Source organism: Providencia sp. PROV024 (assembly GCF_032709665.1).
Classification (GTDB): domain Bacteria; phylum Pseudomonadota; class Gammaproteobacteria; order Enterobacterales; family Enterobacteriaceae; genus Providencia; species Providencia huashanensis.
The window spans coordinates 407,360-426,735 of the sequence record NZ_CP120545.1; the positions used below are offsets into that span (position 1 = coordinate 407,360).

20 protein-coding genes are annotated in these 19,376 nt (G+C 42.1%); 18 read left to right on the forward strand and 2 right to left on the reverse strand.

Going from position 1 to position 19,376, the window contains the following annotated elements; genetic code table 11:
* Nucleotides 1-234 precede the first annotated feature (234 nt).
* Together P3L56_RS01875 and adiA are read left to right on the forward strand one after the other, a co-directional pair.
* Entirely contained in the window at nt 235-1,095 is an 861-nt protein-coding gene (locus P3L56_RS01875) for a MurR/RpiR family transcriptional regulator (RefSeq protein WP_042847601.1), read from the forward strand.
* Nucleotides 1,096-1,204: 109 nt separating this feature from the next.
* Complete coding sequence (adiA, locus tag P3L56_RS01880; RefSeq protein WP_048605411.1) at nt 1,205-3,472, forward strand: arginine decarboxylase; 2,268 nt, start codon at nt 1,205-1,207, stop codon at nt 3,470-3,472.
* 75 nt (nt 3,473-3,547) lie between these two features.
* Here adiA and P3L56_RS01885 read toward each other — a convergent pair whose 3' ends face one another.
* The gene (locus P3L56_RS01885; RefSeq protein ID WP_042847598.1) at nt 3,548-5,482 is read right to left on the reverse strand and encodes an ABC transporter ATP-binding protein; all 1,935 of its coding nucleotides are present in this window, start codon (nt 5,480-5,482) and stop codon (nt 3,548-3,550) included.
* Between the two features lie 222 nt (nt 5,483-5,704).
* Here P3L56_RS01885 and kefG point away from each other — a divergent pair, with 222 nt between their 5' ends.
* From kefG to slyD, 4 genes are all read left to right on the forward strand, one after another.
* Complete coding sequence (kefG, locus tag P3L56_RS01890) at nt 5,705-6,259, forward strand: glutathione-regulated potassium-efflux system ancillary protein KefG (protein ID WP_198861086.1); 555 nt, start codon at nt 5,705-5,707, stop codon at nt 6,257-6,259.
* Entirely contained in the window at nt 6,259-8,064 is a 1,806-nt protein-coding gene (gene kefB, locus P3L56_RS01895) for a glutathione-regulated potassium-efflux system protein KefB (protein ID WP_042847594.1), read from the forward strand. Before kefG ends, kefB begins: the two co-directional genes overlap by 1 nt.
* Nucleotides 8,065-8,075: 11 nt before the next feature.
* Nucleotides 8,076-8,279: a YheV family putative zinc ribbon protein gene (locus P3L56_RS01900; protein ID WP_042847592.1), complete on the forward strand. Its 204-nt coding sequence runs from the start codon at nt 8,076-8,078 to the stop codon at nt 8,277-8,279.
* Between the two features lie 88 nt (nt 8,280-8,367).
* Nucleotides 8,368-8,967, forward strand: a complete 600-nt coding sequence (slyD, locus tag P3L56_RS01905) for a peptidylprolyl isomerase (protein ID WP_042847590.1) — start codon at nt 8,368-8,370, stop codon at nt 8,965-8,967.
* A 57-nt stretch (nt 8,968-9,024) separates the two neighbouring features.
* Here the strand turns inward: slyD and P3L56_RS01910 are convergent, their stop codons facing one another.
* A complete protein-coding gene (locus tag P3L56_RS01910; RefSeq protein ID WP_042847589.1) occupies nt 9,025-9,246 on the reverse strand; it encodes a SlyX family protein in 222 nt (73 codons plus the stop codon).
* A gap of 252 nt (nt 9,247-9,498) precedes the next feature.
* Here P3L56_RS01910 and fkpA point away from each other — a divergent pair, with 252 nt between their 5' ends.
* The 12 genes from fkpA (at nt 9,499) to nusG (ending at nt 19,222) form a co-directional block, all read left to right on the forward strand.
* Nucleotides 9,499-10,242: an FKBP-type peptidyl-prolyl cis-trans isomerase gene (gene fkpA / locus P3L56_RS01915; protein WP_042847796.1), complete on the forward strand. Its 744-nt coding sequence runs from the start codon at nt 9,499-9,501 to the stop codon at nt 10,240-10,242.
* 1,074 nt (nt 10,243-11,316) lie between these two features.
* Nucleotides 11,317-12,021 carry a transcriptional regulator gene (locus P3L56_RS01920; protein WP_042847586.1) on the forward strand — a complete coding sequence of 235 codons (705 nt, stop codon included), beginning with the start codon at nt 11,317-11,319 and terminating at the stop codon, nt 12,019-12,021.
* On the forward strand, nt 12,018-12,422 hold the full coding sequence (tusD, locus tag P3L56_RS01925; protein WP_042847585.1) for a sulfurtransferase complex subunit TusD: 405 nt from the start codon (nt 12,018-12,020) through the stop codon (nt 12,420-12,422). The genes P3L56_RS01920 and tusD overlap by 4 nt, the downstream gene beginning before the upstream one ends.
* 55 nt (nt 12,423-12,477) lie before the next feature.
* Nucleotides 12,478-12,807 (forward strand): sulfurtransferase complex subunit TusC, encoded by a 330-nt coding sequence (tusC, locus tag P3L56_RS01930; protein WP_208292484.1) that lies wholly within the window; start codon nt 12,478-12,480, stop codon nt 12,805-12,807.
* A 39-nt stretch (nt 12,808-12,846) separates the two neighbouring features.
* Nucleotides 12,847-13,134, forward strand: coding sequence for a sulfurtransferase complex subunit TusB (tusB, locus tag P3L56_RS01935; RefSeq protein ID WP_042847582.1), 288 nt, complete (start codon nt 12,847-12,849; stop codon nt 13,132-13,134).
* Nucleotides 13,135-13,270: 136 nt separating this feature from the next.
* The gene (gene rpsL, locus P3L56_RS01940) at nt 13,271-13,645 is read left to right on the forward strand and encodes a 30S ribosomal protein S12 (RefSeq protein WP_004923923.1); all 375 of its coding nucleotides are present in this window, start codon (nt 13,271-13,273) and stop codon (nt 13,643-13,645) included.
* Between the two features lie 98 nt (nt 13,646-13,743).
* The gene (gene rpsG / locus P3L56_RS01945; protein WP_004262486.1) at nt 13,744-14,214 is read left to right on the forward strand and encodes a 30S ribosomal protein S7; all 471 of its coding nucleotides are present in this window, start codon (nt 13,744-13,746) and stop codon (nt 14,212-14,214) included.
* Nucleotides 14,215-14,299: 85 nt separating this feature from the next.
* Nucleotides 14,300-16,426: an elongation factor G gene (fusA, locus tag P3L56_RS01950; RefSeq protein ID WP_042847580.1), complete on the forward strand. Its 2,127-nt coding sequence runs from the start codon at nt 14,300-14,302 to the stop codon at nt 16,424-16,426.
* Nucleotides 16,427-16,504: 78 nt separating this feature from the next.
* On the forward strand, nt 16,505-17,689 hold the full coding sequence (tuf, locus tag P3L56_RS01955; RefSeq protein WP_166686806.1) for an elongation factor Tu: 1,185 nt from the start codon (nt 16,505-16,507) through the stop codon (nt 17,687-17,689).
* A gap of 167 nt (nt 17,690-17,856) precedes the next feature.
* Entirely contained in the window at nt 17,857-18,042 is a 186-nt protein-coding gene (locus P3L56_RS01960) for a hypothetical protein (RefSeq protein ID WP_129467292.1), read from the forward strand.
* Nucleotides 18,043-18,289: 247 nt separating this feature from the next.
* Complete coding sequence (gene secE, locus P3L56_RS01965; RefSeq protein WP_042849047.1) at nt 18,290-18,676, forward strand: preprotein translocase subunit SecE; 387 nt, start codon at nt 18,290-18,292, stop codon at nt 18,674-18,676.
* A complete protein-coding gene (gene nusG, locus P3L56_RS01970) occupies nt 18,677-19,222 on the forward strand; it encodes a transcription termination/antitermination protein NusG (RefSeq protein WP_004264378.1) in 546 nt (181 codons plus the stop codon).
* Nucleotides 19,223-19,376: the final 154 nt, after the last annotated feature.

A 19,376-nucleotide genomic window follows, 5' to 3' on the forward strand; every position in this document is an offset into this window, starting at 1 on the left:
AATTGGATTAATATTAAGGAATTATTTATTCCAATGGTGTGATTGGAATCACGGTGTTATCTATTCTAACTTGCGAATATAAAAGAATATTTTGTTATTTTTCTAATGGCTTTAAATTGTATGCGATTGAATTATAGTTATTATTTTTGATTCATCAGCGAATTAAAAGAGGAATAATTTATTATTATTTTATTTTTATGAACCCTGATATAGCGATTATCAGCTGAGGTTGTCATGACATTATTGGATATCATTACTTATTCATTACCGCGATTAGCCGAAAATCAACGTAAAATTGCACAATTTATTATTGAAAATCCGGAAAACGTACTGAACTTATCTTCTCAACAATTGGCAGAAATCTTAGATGTGAGCCAATCAGCTATTGTTAAGTTTAGTCAAAAAGTTGGGGTAAAAGGCTACCCAGCGCTAAAACTGGCATTAAGTGAGATTATTGGGCGTCAACAGCTTAATGAAAGTGCCCCTCACGTGGCTTTGCATAACCGTATTGCACCGAATGATAACTTGATGGTGGTAGCTCAAAAATTAGCGATGGAAAAGAACCATTCCATCACGGAAACAACAAAATTAATTGATTTCAAGCAATTTGAAAAAATTGTCGAACGAATAGACCAATCTCAGCGAGTACAAATTGTTGGCATTGGTGGGTCAGGGCTGACGGCAAAGGACTTGAGCTACAAGTTACAAAAAATAGGTATTACGACACTCGTCGAATCCGACCATCATGTGCAAATTGCCGCCGCTTTAACACTTAATGCCAATGACATACAGATAGTTATCTCTTTTACAGGTAAGCGCAAAGACATGCTAACAGCGGCTAATATTGCACGTAAACAAGGAGCCTGTGTGGTTGCCATTACCCGGGACCGGCATTCACCTCTTGCACAAATTTCTGATTACATTCTTGAAAGTGTCGCAGAAGAAGATGAATGGCGTAGTTCTTCTATTTCATCGAGAACCGCTCAGAATACGCTGACCGATTTAATCTTTATGGCGCTATTACAAAGGCGAGAAGCCAAAGCAAAATCGCTAGTAATGAATGCAAGAGTTGTTATTAATAAATTAGATGAATAGCGTTGAAAAGGAAGAATGGGCTCATCGATAACTTTGCAAAAAATCCTTATTTACGTTAAGACTAACGATATAAGTATTTTAATTTTAACTAGTTTAAGAGGAATTATTGATGAGAGCACTCATTGTTTATACTGAGTTAACCGACGAAGATTCCGTTATCAGCCATGCCGTAGCAAGGCTTGCTAGTGAGCTTAATGATGAACACGTAGAGACCGTGATTATCCGCGATTTTGAAGATGGAATGGCATACATTCGCTCGAATACCAGCATTGATTGTTTGTTATATGGGCGTGATATGTCCGACAAACAAGAACAAACACAAGCACATCAATTAATTACTCAACTTCATCGCCGCCAAGAAGATGTCCCCGTTTTTTTATTGAGTGATCGCGAAGAAGCTTTAACGGCATTTGACCGAAAAATGATGGAACAAGTCGATGAGTTTGCATGGATTTTAGAAGATTCAGCTGATTTTATCGCAGGGCGCGTCCTCGCCGCTATTATTCGTTATCGTGCGCAATTATTGCCGCCACTGATGAAAAGCTTAATTAAATATAGCGATGTACATGAATACTCGTGGGCAGCACCGGGTCACCAAGGTGGCGTTGGTTTTACCAAAACCCCTGCGGGCCGCATTTATCATGATTTTTTTGGTGAAAATTTATTTCGTACTGATATTGGTATTGAACGCGTCGCAGTAGGCTCTTTACTGGATCATACCGGTGCTTTTGGTGAGTGCGAAAAAAATGCAGCGCGTATTTTCGGGGCTGACCAGTCTTATTCCGTGGTTGTGGGAACCTCGGGCTCCAATCGAACCATTATGCAAGCCTGTATGACTGATGAAGATGTGGTGGTAATCGACCGAAATTGCCATAAATCTATCGAACAAGGGCTGATCCTTACCGGAGCTAAGCCCGTATACATGACCCCGAGTCGTAACCGCTACGGAATTATTGGGCCAATTTACCCGACAGAGATGACGCCGGAAGCGATCACTGAAAAAATCGCTCAAAATCCACTAACATCGGATAAAATCGGCAAACGCCCAGCTTATAGCGTGGTAACCAATTGCACCTATGACGGTGTTTGCTACCATGCACGTAAGGTGCAAGATTTACTCGATAAATCCTTAGATAGAATCCATTTCGATGAGGCATGGTACGGTTATGCACGTTTTAACCCAATTTATCATGGCCATTTTGCCATGCGGGATGAACCACGAAATGGCGATGAACCGACCATCTTTGCTACACACTCCACTCATAAATTACTTAACGCGCTTTCCCAAGCCTCATTTATTCATATCCGAAATGGCCGTAATGCTATTGATTTCAATCGCTTTAATCAGGCTTATCATATGCATGCCACCACCTCACCGCTGTATGCGATTTGTGCCTCGAATGATATCGCAGCAGATATGATGGATGGTAATAGTGGGCGTTCTTTGACAGATGAAGTTATTCGTGAAGCTATCGATTTTCGCCAATCATTAGGTTACTTGTATAAAGAGTTTCTTAACGATGATGAATGGTTCTTTAAACCATGGAATCAGGAAATGGTGAAAGACCCTGCAACAGGTAAAGGTTATGCCTTTGAAGAAGCCCCTGTTGAATTGTTGATGAAAGAGCAAAGCTGCTGGGTAATGAATCCTGAAGATAAATGGCACGGTTTTAAGGATATCCCTGAAAACTGGGCGATGCTTGACCCAATTAAAGTCAGTATTTTGTCACCGGGAATGGGGGAGGATGGCAAACTGCTGGGTACAGGTGTACCCGCGGCACTAGTGACCGCGTGGCTAAATCATTATGGTATTGTGCCGACCCGCACCACTGACTTCCAGATTATGTTCTTGTTTTCTATGGGGATCACCAAAGGGAAGTGGGGGACTTTGGTCAATGCGCTGCTGTCTTTTAAACGCCACTATGACAATAATACTGGGCTGAAGAAGGTATTACCGGAAGTGGTGGAAACCGCTCCTGAGATTTATGGTCATATGGGGTTACGTGACTTAGGTGATAAAATGTTCACTTATCTGCAAAAAAATAACCCCGGAGGGCAACTGAACCAAGCTTATGAGCAACTGCCTGAAGTAATGATGAGCCCAAGGGATGCGTACCAAGAGATTGTCGCTAACCGTGTTGAAGCGGTGCCCCTTGATAAACTGGCAGGGCGCATTGCTGCTAACTCAATAATTCCGTATCCACCGGGTATCCCAATGTTGTTATCAGGTGAAAGCTTCGGTGATAAAAATAGTCCACATATCGGTTACTTGCATAGCTTGCAAGCGTGGGACAGTGAGTTCCCCGGTTTTGAACACGAAACCGAAGGGACTGAAATTATCGATGGGCAGTATTATGTGATGTGTGTGAAAGGATAAGATTCAACTATGATAAAAACGAAAAGCTATCAAAGATAGCTTTTCGTGATTTTAAGGAATTGTGATGTTTTATAACTAATTTATTTCAAACTCACTGGTCATGGTTTCTAACTGTTCTTGCAGCTCCATCCATTCCATTTCAACGTCTTCAAGTGCTGATTTGTGCTCAGTCTGCTTTTTCAAACATTCTGCCAAATCGGCTTTTTTATCTTGTTCATAGATAGCTGCATCAGAAAGTTTTGCCTCTAGCTCACTCAGGGCGTTGGAATGTTTATCCATCTGCTTTTCCAATTCCGTGATTTTTTTACGGATTGGCTGAGTCAGTTGACGGAACTCTGCTTCGCGGCGCTTTTGGTCTTTTCTATCTTGGGCGGTGACTGTTGAAGTTGCCGCAGGCTTATCTTTTTCTTGTTGATCTCGGACTTGCTGTAGTTCCAGCTTGTTTTGCTCGGCAAGCCATTGTTGGTAATCTTCTAAATCACCATCAAATTGCTCGACCGCGCCGCCGTGAACTAAATACAGCTCATCGGTAGTTGAGCGCAATAAATGCCTATCATGGGAAACCACCACTAAAGCCCCTTCAAATGCCATTAAGGCTTCTGTCAACGCTTGGCGCATGTCTAAATCCAAGTGGTTGGTTGGTTCATCGAGTAACAACAGATTCGGGCGCTGCCAAACAATCAACGCTAAGACTAAGCGTGCTTTTTCACCGCCAGAGAAACGGCCACTAGGGTCTGTCACTTGGTCACCCTTAAAGCCAAAACCGCCTAAATAGTCGCGTAACTGCTGCTCAGTTTGCTCAGGAGCCAAACGAGCTAGATGCTGCAAGGGCGATTCTTCAGGATGCAGATACTCTAATTGATGCTGAGCAAAGTAACCTAACTTAATACCTTTAGCGAGGGAGATCTCCCCTTGTAATGGTGGTAAATCGCCAGCTAGCATTTTAATTAAGGTGGATTTACCAGCACCATTACGGCCTAATAAACCAATACGTGAACCGGGCACTAAATTCAATTTTATCGATTGCAAAATGACTTTTTCGCCATAACCCGCACTGACTTTTTCCATTTTTAATAATGGGTTAGGTAAGCTTTCAGGTTTGCGGAATGAAAAATGGAACGGGTTATCCACATGAGCGGGCGCCACCATTTCCATTTTTTCTAACATCTTAATACGGCTTTGCGCTTGCTTGGCCTTTGTCGCTTGCACTCTAAAACGGTCAATATAGCTTTGTAAATGAGCGGCTTTTGCTTGTTGGCTTTCATACAACGCTTGTTGTTGTGCTAATTTAGTTGCACGTTGGCGCTCAAAAGAAGAATAGTTGCCCGTGTATTCGAACAGGCTTTCTTGTTCTATATGCAGGACTTTATCAATAATTGGATCAAGGAAATCCCTATCATGGGAAATTAAAATTAATGTACCTTGGTAGCCTTTAAGCCACTTTTCTAACCAAATAACCGCATCTAAATCAAGGTGGTTAGTTGGTTCATCGAGTAGTAATAGGTCAGAACGGCAAAGTAGAGCCTGAGCGAGGTTCAAACGCATACGCCACCCACCAGAAAAAGATTTCACTGGTGAGTCTAATTGCGCTTGGCTAAAGCCTAAGCCGTGTAGCAAGCTGGATGCGCGAGAACGAATTGTCCATGCATCAATTGCATCGAGTTGCCCATGGATAACCGCAATGGCATGGCCATCATTTTTTTCATTGGCTTGTTGTAGTTTTTGTTCTAGGGCGCGGAACTCACGGTCACCGTCAATCACATACTCAAGGGCAGGGACATCAAGGGCAGGGGTTTCTTGGTTGACCCATGCCATGGACCAATTACTTGGGAAGGTTGCAGAACCTGCTTCAGCTTGTAATTCGCCTTTTAATAGTGCTAGAAGGGTCGATTTACCGCAGCCGTTTTTACCCACTAAACCAACTTTTTGGCCAGGGTTAATCGTCGCAGTGGCGTTATCCAGTAGGACACGAACACCTCGGCGAATTTGGAGTGAAGAGAAAACAATCATAGCAACCGTCTATTAAAAATATGTTAAATTATCAACGTATATACTCTAAATAATTCACGGTGCTGTTAGGCGACAAACAAATGAGTCGCTAGGAGCCTATTTAAGTAGGTGACTAGTGCGAATGCGCGTAGTCAACAACACAGCAACGTGAAGTATGACGAGTATAGCAGGCTGCATGGTAACGGAAAATGTTCCGTCTGACACGCCTTTGAGGAGGGAAAGATGTCAAATACACCTAAAGTACTGGTGATCTACGCTCACCCAGACCCTGATGAGTCTATTGCTAACAAGGCATTACTTAGTGTGGTGTGTGGTTTTGAACATGTGACAGTCCATGATTTATACGCAACCTATCCTGATTATTTTATTGATGTAACTGCGGAACAAGAATTACTGTGCCAGCACGATATCATTGTTTTTCAACACCCTCTCTATACTTATAGTTGCCCTGCGTTGTTGAAAGAATGGTTTGACCGTGTTTTAACGCGCCGTTTTGCAACGGAGATGGGCTATCAAAAACTGAAAGGGAAATACTGGCGTTCTGTGATCACGACAGGCGAACCCATTCATGCATATCAACATGACGGCTATAATCATTACCCACTTAACGAAATACTTCGACCATTTGAATTGACCGCATTGATGTGTGATATGCAATGGTTGGAACCTATCATTATTTATGCAGCACGTCGGCAGCCCACTGAGCGGTTTCAACAGCTGGTTGATGACTACCGTCAATGGATACAACAACCGCTAAGCGCGGGAGGGCTCTCCTAATGTCAGAATTGGGGCTATTTGAATCTGTCATTATTTTTTTATGTGCCGGTGTGGTGATGGTACCTATTGCACAAAAAATCCGTTTAGGGGCGGTGCTTGGGTATTTACTCGCGGGGATTATGATTGGGCCATTTGTTTTGGGCTTTATTCATAACGTCGATGACATTTTACATTTCTCTGAAATGGGGGTGGTATTCCTAATGTTCTTAATTGGTTTAGAGTTAAAACCATCTAAACTGTGGGAACTTAGGCGCTCTATTTTTGGTGTAGGAACCGTGCAGGTGGTTGTTACTGCGGCAATAATGGCATCACTGTTATTTTTAGCGAAGTTTTCTTGGCAAGCTGCTGTGGTTGGTGGGCTGGGGATGGCAATGTCTTCAACCGCTATGGCTTTGCAACTCATGAATGAAAAAGGCATGTCCAACAAAGAAAGCGGGCAGCTTGGTTTTTCTGTGTTGTTATTCCAAGATATGGCGGTGATCCCCATTATGGCATTGATCCCCTTATTAGCTGGGGATTCAGCCACAAGTGATTGGCAAAAGATTGGCTTAAAAGTTATCGCATTTGCCGGTTTATGGGTGGTGGGGCGTTACTTGTTACGCCCAATGTTTAAATTAGCGGCGAAATCAGGCGTACATGAAATTTTTACAGCTGCAGCACTATTGGTAGTGTTAGGGTCTGCATTAATAATGGAAAGCCTTGGGTTCTCTATGGCATTAGGGACGTTTATGGCAGGTGTGATGCTAGCAGAAACAGAATTTCGCCATGAACTCGAAATTAATATTGAGCCATTCAAAGGGCTATTGCTGGGGTTATTTTTTATCTCAGTTGGGATGTCACTAAATTTACAAATACTCTGGGCGTATTTACCACAAGTTTTGGTTGCTGTGGTCATTCTTGTCGCGGTAAAAGCCCTTGTCCTTTATGGCCTGAGCCATGCAGCAAGGCTTAGGAATGGTGCTAGAGCACAATTTTCTGGTGTTTTAAGTCAAGGCGGGGAATTTGCTTTTGTCATTTACGCAACCGCATCTGGTGCAAGTGTGATTGACGAGCGCCAAATGGACCTCTTATTGGTGGTCGTCACCCTTTCTATGATGACAACACCACTTGTGATGCAGTTGATAGATGCTTATCTGAACTACCGCTATAATCGGCAACCAACGTCAAGTGAAAAACCATTTGTCGAAGATAACGACCCTCATGTTATTTTGGTTGGTTTTGGTCGTATGGGGCAAGTGGTAGGCCGCCTATTAATGGCCAATAAAGTCAAAATTACCGTACTTGAACAGGATGTTACAGCGATAGGTACAATGCGGCGCTATGGCTATACTGTTTATTATGGGGATGCGCGTGAGCTACAATTATTGCGCTCAGCGGGAGCAGAAAAAGCGAAGGCAATTGTGATCACTAGTGATGTGCCCGAAGAAGTTATGGAAATTGTACATTTATGCCAAGAGAATTTCCCTAATTTACATATCATCGCACGCGCGAAAGGCCGTGTAGAGGCACACGAATTATTGCAAAGTGGTGTCACTGACTTTAGTCGAGAAACCTTCTCTAGCGCATTAGAATTGGGGAGTAAGGCATTAATTAGTACCGGTATGCATCCACATAAAGCATACCGAGCTAAACAACATTTCCGCCGTCTAGATATGCGTGTGCTTAGAGAGATTATTCCTGAAAATGAAGGGGATAGCGGCCAAGTTTCTCGTGTCAAAGAGGCAAGGCGCGAGTTAAATGAGCTGTTTGAAAAAGAAATGCTTAGAGAGCATCGCCAGCCACATGGCTGGAATAAAGATGAATAAAGGAAACCAACATGTCGTCAACACGTAAACGGTTTATTGCAGGTGCAATTTGCCCTAAATGTAAGTCACAAGACACGTTAATGATGTGGCGTGAAGATAAAATTGATGTAGTTGAATGTGTCAATTGTGGCGATCAGCAGCGTCAAGCTGGGGATGAAACAACTGGGCATATTAGGGAAAAAGAGCAAGTTATAGGGATTTTTACACCTGAATGAGAGAATTTTGTCAATTCTCAATACATCACTATAGTTTTTCGGTACAATTGGCAGAAAAATTTTCCCCATATGGGTAGTAGGAGATGTCATGAAAGTAGCAAAAGACTTGGTGGTCAGCTTGGCTTATCAAGTAAGAACAGAAGACGGTGTTTTAGTTGATGAGTCCCCAGCAAGCGCGCCAATGGACTATTTGCATGGCCGTGGGTCTTTAATTTCAGGTCTAGAAAAAGCATTAGAAGGCCGTGCTGTCGGTGAAAACTTTGATGTTGAAGTTGCTTCAGACGATGCATATGGTCAATACGATGACAACTTAGTTCAACGCGTTCCTAAAGATGTATTCATGGGCGTTGATGAGCTAGAAGTGGGTATGCGTTTCTTAGCTGACACTGACATGGGCCCAGTTCCTGTTGAAATCACCGGTATTGAAGGTGATGAAGTTATCGTTGATGGTAACCACATGTTAGCAGGCCAAAACTTGAAATTTAATGTTGAAGTCATGGCTATTCGTGAAGCAACAGAAGAAGAAATTGCACATGGGCACGTTCATGGTGCAGGCGGTCACGACCATGACCACGACCACGAAGGTGGTTGCTGTGGCGGTGGCGGTCATAGCCACGGCTCAGAAGGCGGTTGTTGTGGCGGCGGCGAAGGCCATGGTCACAAACAAGGCGGCTGCGGTTGCCATTAATAACTAGCAATAGCTAAGTATTAGAAGGAAGCGAAAGCTTCCTTTTTTGTGGCCTCATTAATAATGAGGCGGGGGTGTTTCTTCTTCTGGCCTTGCTAAATGGCTATCTTGCGAAGATTTCAGCCTTTCCGTCACAATGCGTAAATGCTCTTGCATACGGTTAAGTTGCATTTGTTGGTCGGTGATAACCTGGTTGAGTTGTTCAATCGCCAATTCTTGAAAGGCGACTTTGCTTTCTAAAAGTTCTAAACGTTGTTCTAATGTATCAGATGAGCCCATCTTCGACTCTCCTTAGATGTATTTGTCATAATTAAACCATCATAATAACCGAACATTACAAATCCATAGATAAGTTTTAGTTAAAGATGTAGGCGATGAAACCTCTTTTTGTTAATGTAGTCTAAGAAATTCTTATTTTTTTCTATACTAATTGGTAATCAGTTTCTAAAGTTAAAAGTTGATTATCAATAAACATAAAAACGAATAGTTCGCTATTCGAACATACTCGAATAAAAGTTATCGGAGATTAGGATGAAATCACTGTTTAAGGCAAGCCTTTTAGCAACTACGCTAGCATTTACTTTCGCTGCTCCACAGGTGATGGCAGCGGAAGCCAAAGCACAAAGCAGCGCATTCAAAAACGCAGAAGAGCGTAATGCGTATGCATTAGGTGCTTCATTAGGCCGCTACATGCAGAATTCTTTAGAAGAACAAAAAACCATTGGTATTAACTTGGATAACGCTCAATTACTGGCGGGTGTTCAAGATGCTTTCAATGGCAAAAGCAAAATGACGGATGCAGAGGTTGAAGAAACACTGCGTCAATTTGAAGGGCAAGTCAAAGAAGCTGCCGACAAAAAAATGAAAGAAGAATCAGCAAGCAATGAGAAAAAAGGTGCTGAGTACCGCGAAAAATATGCGAAAGAAAAAGGCGTAGTAAAAACTAAGTCTGGCTTACTGTACAAAATTGAAAAAGAAGGTACAGGTGCAAAACCTAAAGCAGACGAAACCGTTGTTGTTCACTACAAAGGTTCTCTGATTGATGGTACTGAATTTGACAGCTCATACACACGTAATGAGCCACTGACTATTCCTTTAAACTCAGTCATTAAAGGCTGGACTGAAGGTCTAGTTAACCTGAAAAAAGGCGGTAAAATGCAGTTAGTGATCCCTGCTGATTTAGCGTATGGCGAAAACGGCGTTCCGGGTATCCCTGCAAACTCAACTTTAGTCTTTGATGTTGAATTATTAGATATCAAACCAGCGGCTAAATAAGCGCAAATAAAGTTTGTTTCAAGAGCCCAAGGCGTCAGGTCTTGGGTTTTTTTTGTATAAAGCATTTTAATTATCTCTATGGCGACTCATTAGCATCTATAAGATATCTTTGTTTCCTGCCATGAAAGCTCCTTATTTAAAAATAAAGAAAATACAGTAGATAATACGGTTAAAAATATAAATGTTTTAGGTGAGTTTCTAATGATATGGAAAGGCGTAAAATATGAAATGTCAATATCTGATAAATAAAAAACAAAAAGGTTAATCGCATCAACAATTAATACTAATGAAATAGCTAACATAAAAATACGTTTAATTATGGATTTGATATGTAATGAATAATTTAGAACAGAGGTAAGTAACAGTGAGCGCATTACCATAATTAGTAAAGTAAAGGCTATTGAATAGATAGTCAGTTCATCGATGTACACTGTTACAATGCCGGTGATTAACAGTAATAAGTCATATATTTCATTGAATGAAATTATTAGAAAGTAAATAGTTATAACTATAGATTTTTATTTTGGCATAAGAAACCTTACGAATTAATAAAATTGTTTAGTGAAATTGCTTTTTAATTATAATGGTGAGTTTTTGATGTTATTTCAGCTAAGTAAAATTGTAAATAATTATACCTTTATTATTTAATTAATAATTATGAGTTGGTTTTACATATATTATTAATAATAAATCACTATCGCGAATAGTCCCATTTATATGAATAACGAAAAAACTAAATTTACTCTGTTATAGATCCTGCTAAGTCGAGGTGCTTACGGCTAATGAGTAAGTTGCAGATAAGCCACACCATGATAGTGGCGACAGAAGCAAACCTTGATGAACTTTCGGTAAAAAAAATCCTCAAATTGTTTAAAACTTGTGATAAAACAGACTGTCTTGCATTCATTCGCTTGACGGCAACGTCTTGGAGTTTTAACTTCACAAGACTCTATTTTATTTTTTATCATCATAATTGTTGATTACAAGTCGTATAATTAAGGTAAATTAGTCGAATAATGAATGCCTTATTAGTCAACGGGATGAATTTTTACATTTAGAAGGATGATGTTGAAAATGTCAGATTCTTTACAGTCACACGACCTCAGCGATATCAATATACTGGATAACCAGCCGTTTACTGAGACCGACCACGAAATCTTAAAATCATATGAAGCGGCGGTTGATGGCTTAGCAATGTTAATTGGTGGGCACTGCGAAATTGTTCTTCATTCTTTGGAAGACCTAAACTGTTCAGCAGTGAGAATAGCGAATGGGCAACACACTGGTCGTAAAATTGGCTCGCCGATAACGGATCTCGCACTGCGCATGTTGCATGATATGGCAGATGAAGAATCCAACGCTTCCAAGGCTTATTTTACGAAAGCCAAAAGTGGCGATTTAATGAAATCAGTGACGATTGCTATCCGTAATCGTAAGCAGCGTGTTATTGGCTTGCTATGTATTAATATGAACTTGGATGTGCCATTCTCTGAAATTATTCAATCGTTTGTTCCAGAAACAAAACAAGAAGTCACTTCAGATGTTAACTTTGCATCTTCTGTTGACGATCTTGTTGCACAAACACTGGAATATACTATCGAAGAAGTCGGTAATGACCGTAATGTTTCGAATAATGCGAAAAACAAGCAGGTAGTACTTAACCTTTATGAAAAAGGGATTTTCGATATCAAAGACGCGATAAACCAAGTTGCTGATCGCCTGAATATTTCTAAACACACAGTTTATTTATATATTCGTCAATTCAAGAGCGGTGAATGAGTCACGTAAATTCATTAAGTTACTGTTTATTAGTTACTGGTCCGGCTTATGGAACGCAACAAGCCACAAGTGCGTTCCAATTTGCGAAAGCCCTTCTTGCAGAAGGGCACCAATTGAAAACCCTATTTTTTTATCGGGAAGGGGTGACCAATGCTAATTTGTTGACCTCGCCTGCAACGGATGAATTTAATTTAGTTGCAGCATGGCAGGAACTGGCAGAGCAATCAGGGTGTGAAATGCACATTTGTGTTTCTGCCGCATTACGACGGGGTATCGTTGACCAAGAACAAGCGCAAAATTTAACGCTGCCCGTCGCTAATCTTGCAAATGGCTTCATCATGAGCGGCTTAGGGAGCTTAGCTGAGGCTATGATGACCACAGACAGAACAGTCCAATTCTAAGAACAGCCCAACACTAAGGTATTGTGTGAAAAAAATTGCCTTTGTCTTTACAACTATGCCTCATGGAAATGCAAGTGGCCGAGAAGGGTTAGATGCCTTATTGGCGACTTCAGCGCTGACAGAAGACATTAATGTATTTTTTATTTCTGATGGTATTTTTCAGCTTCTTGCAAAACAACAACCTAGCAAAGTTCTGGCCCGAGATTACATCGCTACGTTTAAAATTTTACCGCTGTATGATATTGAAAATATTTATCTTTGCCGCGCTTCTATGCAAGAAAGAGGGTTGGATGAACATCATGAATGGGTAGTCCCGCCTAAGATCCTTGGCGTTGAAGAGATTCGCAAGAAAATTGCGGAATGCGATGTGGTGCTTAGATTTTAATCTTTTGTGTGGTTTTTGATCTATGATAGGATCTTTTCTATGCTGTATACATTAGCAACATCTCCGTTTAGTTGTGATTTTTCGGCAGTGTTACGTTTAATTACTGATAAAGACGTAGTTTTACTGATGCAAGATGGCGTGGTTGTCGCGGTACAGCAGTCGCCTTACCTTGATGCATTGCAAAAAACAGGGGCTCAGTTGTATGCATTAGATGTAGACATCAACGCGCGGGGGTTACAAAATTCCCTCTCAAACGCAGTTTCTGTAATCACTTATCAAGGTTTTGTGAAGCTAACAGAAGTCCAAAAACAACATTTTGCCATATAAAGGCACTAAAAGTTGTATATTTCTTGACACCTGAGCCAGTCAGCAATAAAATTTCGCGTCCTCGTGTATCGTCATGTTGGCGAACGAGGTCGAAATCCGTGTTTACGAAGCAAAAAAACCAGGAGCTTTTTTAATAATGGCAACTATTAATCAGCTGGTACGCAAATCCCGTAGCTCGAAAGTTGTGAAAAGCAACGTTCCAGCACTGGAAGCTTGCCCGCAAAAACGTGGTGTATGTACACGTGTATATACTACTACTCCTAAAAAACCAAACTCAGCATTACGTAAAGTATGCCGTGTTCGTTTAACTAATGGTTATGAAGTTTCTTCCTACATTGGTGGTGAAGGCCACAACTTGCAGGAACACTCCGTAATTCTTATCCGTGGTGGTCGTGTTAAAGACTTGCCAGGTGTGCGTTATCACACCGTTCGCGGAGCACTGGACTGTTCTGGTGTTAAAGACCGCAAACAAGCACGTTCTAAGTACGGCGCTAAAAAGCCTAAGGCTTAATGGATATCCGTTAAGTAAGGCCAAACATTTTTAATCTTAATGTCAAAATAAACTCGTAGAGTTTTGGACAAACCTGAATTAACAACGGAGTCATATCCATGCCACGTCGTCGCGTAATAGGTCAACGTAAAATTCTTCCAGATCCTAAGTTCGGATCAGAATTACTGGCCAAATTTGTAAATATCCTGATGGTAGACGGGAAAAAATCTACTGCTGAAGCAATCGTATATAACGCACTTGAGACCCTTGCTCAGCGTTCTGGTAAAACTGAACTTGATGCATTCGAATTAGCACTGGATAACGTGCGTCCGACTGTGGAAGTTAAATCCCGCCGTGTTGGTGGTTCAACTTACCAAGTTCCAGTTGAAGTTCGCCCGGTTCGTCGTAATGCCCTGGCAATGCGTTGGATCGTTGATGCTGCTCGTAAACGCGGTGATAAATCTATGGCTCTGCGCCTGGCAAACGAATTATCAGATGCTGCTGAGAACAAAGGTTCCGCTGTTAAGAAACGTGAAGACGTTCACCGTATGGCAGAAGCTAACAAGGCGTTCGCACACTACCGTTGGTAATTTTTTATCGACCTTAGTGCTGTATCTCAGGGTAGCCTTTGCTACCCTTTATATGAAGAAATGAACGCCCACGAGAGAGGAAAAAATGGCCCGTCAAACGCCCATAGCACGTTATCGTAATATCGGTATCAGTGCACACATCGACGCCGGTAAAACCACAACTTCTGAACGTATTCTGTTCTATACTGGTGTAAACCATAAAATTGGTGAGACTCACGAAGGTTCTGCAACAATGGACTGGATGGAGCAGGAGCAAGAGCGTGGTATTACTATCACATCTGCTGCGACTACTGCATTCTGGTCTGGTATGGCAAAACAGTATGAGCCACACCGTGTTAACATCATCGACACCCCAGGACACGTTGACTTCACCATCGAAGTAGAACGTTCTATGCGTGTTCTTGATGGCGCAGTAATGGTTTACTGTGCGGTTGGTGGTGTTCAGCCACAGTCTGAAACTGTATGGCGTCAGGCTAACAAATATAAAGTTCCACGTATTGCGTTCGTTAACAAAATGGACCGTATGGGTGCGAACTTCTTACGTGTTGTTGAGCAATTAAAAACACGTTTAGCAGCTAACGCAGTTCCACTGCAATTACCAGTCGGCGCAGAAGAGTCGTTCACTGGTGTTATTGACTTGCTGAAAATGAAAGCAATCAAGTGGAGCGATGAAGACCAAGGCGTTACCTTCGAATACGAAGATATCCCTGCGAACATGCAAGAAGCAGCTGAAGAGTGGCACAACAACCTAATCGAAACCGCAGCAGAAGCATCAGAAGAACTGATGGAAAAATATCTGGGCGGTGAAGAACTGACTGAAGCAGAAATTAAAGCTGCATTACGTCAACGTGTTCTTGCAAGTGAAATTATCCTGGTTACCTGTGGTTCTGCATTTAAGAACAAAGGTGTTCAGGCGATGCTGGATGCAGTTATCGATTACTTACCTGCGCCAACAGATGTACCTGCGATCAATGGTATTCTGGACGACGGTAAAGACACTCCAGCTGAGCGTCACGCAAGTGATGATGAGCCATTCTCATCATTAGCATTTAAAATTGCAACTGACCCATTCGTGGGTAACTTGACGTTCTTCCGTGTTTACTCTGGTGTTGTTAACTCAGGTGACACAGTATTGAACGCAGTTAAAGCGAAAAAAGAGCGTTTTGGCCGTATCGTACAGATGCACGCTAATAAACGTGAAGAGATTAAAGAAGTTCGCGCTGGTGACATCGCGGCAGCTATCGGTCTGAAAGACGTTACTACAGGTGATACTTTATGTGCGATTGATGCACCAATCATCCTAGAGCGTATGGAATTCCCAGAGCCAGTAATCTCTGTTGCAATCGAACCAAAAACTAAAGCTGACCAAGAAAAAATGGGTATCGCATTGGGCCGTTTGGCGCAAGAAGATCCATCTTTCCGCGTATCAAGTGATGAAGAGACGAATCAGACTATCATCGCTGGTATGGGTGAATTGCACTTGGACGTTCTGGTTGACCGTATGCGTCGCGAATTTAAAGTTGAAGCGAACGTTGGTAAACCTCAAGTAGCTTACCGCGAAGCAATCACTGCTAAAGTGACTGATATCGAAGGTAAACACGCTAAACAGTCTGGTGGTCGTGGTCAGTATGGTCATGTCGTTATCGATATGTTCCCACTGGACAAAAACGATAAAGACGGTGCTCCAATGGACTACGAATTTGTCAACGAAATCAAAGGTGGTGTAATTCCTACTGAATACATCCCTGCGGTTGACAAAGGTATCCAAGAGCAGCTGAAATCTGGCCCATTAGCGGGTTATCCTGTGGTTAACATGGGTGTTCGTCTACATTTCGGTTCTTACCATGATGTTGACTCCTCTGAATTGGCGTTTAAACTTGCGGCATCAATCGCGTTTAAAGATGGCTTCAAAAAAGCTAAACCAGTTCTGCTTGAGCCAATCATGAAAGTCGAAGTGGAAACACCAGAAGACTACATGGGTGATGTTATTGGTGACCTGAACCGTCGTCGTGGTATGATTGAAGGTATGGATGACCTACCTACTGGTAAAGTCGTTCGTGCACAAGTACCATTGTCGGAAATGTTCGGTTATGCTACTGACCTGCGTTCTCAGACACAAGGTCGTGCTTCATACTCTATGGAGTTCCTGAAGTACAATGAAGCACCAAACAACGTTGCACAAGCTGTTATCGAAGCTCGTAACGCTAAATAATCGGTTTTTTATCGATTAACTACTTTAATTTAAGTTCCTTCTTTATAGTGAAGAGGGAACTCCATAAGGAATAGAGTCGTGTCTAAAGAAAAATTTGAACGTTCAAAACCGCACGTTAACGTTGGTACTATCGGCCACGTTGACCATGGTAAAACTACTCTGACAGCAGCTATCACTACTGTTCTGGCTAAAACTTACGGCGGCGCAGCGCGTGCATTCGATCAAATCGATAACGCACCAGAAGAAAAAGCGCGTGGTATCACCATCTCTACTTCTCACGTAGAGTACGATACTCCAACTCGCCACTACGCACACGTAGACTGCCCAGGACACGCCGACTATGTTAAAAACATGATCACTGGTGCTGCTCAGATGGACGGTGCAATCCTGGTTGTTGCTGCGACAGATGGCCCAATGCCACAAACTCGTGAGCACATCCTGTTAGGTCGTCAGGTTGGTGTTCCATACATCATCGTTTTCCTGAACAAATGTGACATGGTAGACGACGAAGAGCTGTTAGAATTAGTTGAAATGGAAGTTCGTGAACTTCTGTCTCAATACGATTTCCCAGGCGACGACACTCCAGTTGTTCGTGGTTCAGCTCTGAAAGCGCTGGAAGGCAACCCAGAGTGGGAAGCGAAAATTGTTGAATTAGCAGGTTACTTGGATTCTTACATCCCAGAGCCAGAGCGTGCAATTGACAAGCCATTCCTGCTGCCAATCGAAGACGTATTCTCAATCTCCGGTCGTGGTACAGTAGTAACAGGCCGTGTTGAGCGTGGTATCATCAAAGTTGGTGAAGAAGTTGAAATCGTTGGTATCCAAGACACTGTAAAAACTACCTGTACTGGTGTTGAAATGTTCCGTAAACTGCTTGACGAAGGTCGTGCAGGTGAGAACGTTGGTGTTCTGTTACGTGGTACAAAACGTGAAGAAATTCAACGTGGTCAAGTATTGGCTAAACCAGGTTCAATCAAGCCACATACTCAGTTCGAATCAGAAGTTTATATTCTGAGCAAAGATGAAGGTGGTCGTCATACTCCATTCTTCAAAGGTTACCGTCCACAGTTCTACTTCCGTACAACTGACGTAACAGGTACTATCGAACTGCCAGAAGGCGTAGAAATGGTAATGCCAGGTGATAACATCAACATGATCGTTACCCTGATCCACCCAATCGCGATGGACGACGGTTTACGTTTCGCAATCCGTGAAGGTGGCCGTACTGTAGGTGCGGGTGTTGTTGCAAAAATCATTGCATAATACCGCTCTTTCTGAATAAGAAAGAACTACTTTAGTAAAAAAGGGCGTCTATTAGACGTCCTTTTTATACGTTGCAAAATTAAGAACCTATCTCATCAATCGTTTATATAATTATTGGTGAGATAGGCTCTGAAACAACGATTTGAAACAATAAATTGGTAACTGCGTTGTTTACTTTACGCAGTTATATGAGATTTATTAAGGTTTTGCTCAGAAGATATGGTATATTTTACCGCTGCCACAAAAAAGAAGGTTATTTTCCTATTGGTGTGGTTGAAAAATTTGCTGAGCATGCTGAAATTCCTGCGGAATGGATAGCACTTGTGAAATGGATAGTACTGGCCAACAAATAGTACTTGCGAAATAGAATGTGACTGCATTTAGTCGTATTTGCAGAACCAATAGCGCTAATTTAACTCCATTAAACAAGGCTAATCGCCTTTAACTCGCAGGTGATGTTATTGATATCCTTATCAGGTGCTACAGGTTGAGTTGGTAGTATTTGGGGGATATGTTGGCATATTCTATTGGTTTGGCTTGCTTGTTTTACCTTTGTAAACAAGCTGGCTTTGTACATACTTCATGGTAACAGGTTGAATTATGAGTGCGAATAGCGAAGCTCAAGGAAGTGGACGCAGTGCAGACATCTTCAAATGGGTAATTGTCTGTGCCCTATTAATAATTGCTATTGTCGGCAACTATTACTTCCGTCAATATAATCTCGCCCTGCGTGCTTTTGCGGTCGTGGCTGTTGTCGCTATTGCGGGTGCTGTCGCTTTATGGACTGCAAAAGGTAAAGCAACACTGGCGTTTGCGCGCGAAGCTCGCATTGAGATGAGAAAAGTCATTTGGCCTACTCGCCAGGAAACATTACAAACTACATTGATTGTTGCCGCAGTAACGGCGGTTATGTCATTAATACTGTGGGGATTAGATGGTATCCTGGTGCGTTTAGTTTCATTTATTACAAGCCTGAGGTTATTCTAAATGTCCGATTCACCTAAAAAGCGCTGGTATGTCATTCAGGCATTCTCTGGTTTTGAAGGTCGCGTAGCACAGTCTTTACGTGAACATATCAAATTACATGCTATGGAAGATTCTTTTGGCGAAGTTATGGTTCCAACAGAAGAGGTTGTTGAAATCCGTAGCGGTCAGCGCCGTAAGAGTGAACGTAAATTCTTCCCAGGCTATGTCTTAGTCCAAATGGTCATGAACGATGACTCTTGGCACTTAGTACGTAGTGTACCACGTGTAATGGGGTTCATTGGTGGAACGTCAGATCGACCTGCACCTATTAGCGATAAAGAAGTTGATGCGATCATGAACCGCTTACAACAAGTTGGTGATAAGCCACGTCCGAAAACACTGTTTGAACCTGGTGAAATGGTTCGCGTTAGTGAAGGTCCATTTGCTGACTTTAACGGTGTTGTTGAAGAAATCGATTATGAAAAGAGCCGCTTAAAAGTCTCTGTTTCTATCTTTGGTCGTGCAACTCCAGTCGAATTGGATTTTGGCCAAGTCGAAAAAGCCTAATCTAAACGACAAAACTGACTTGCAAAAGGCGTGAAATTTGACTACAATTTCGCGCCTTTTGTTTTTATGCTTTGCCAATTTAGCCTCTTAACTGGCTTAATATAGGGCGGGGCATGTTTAATGTAACGGGGAGCCTTGCAAATCGTAAGGCGCT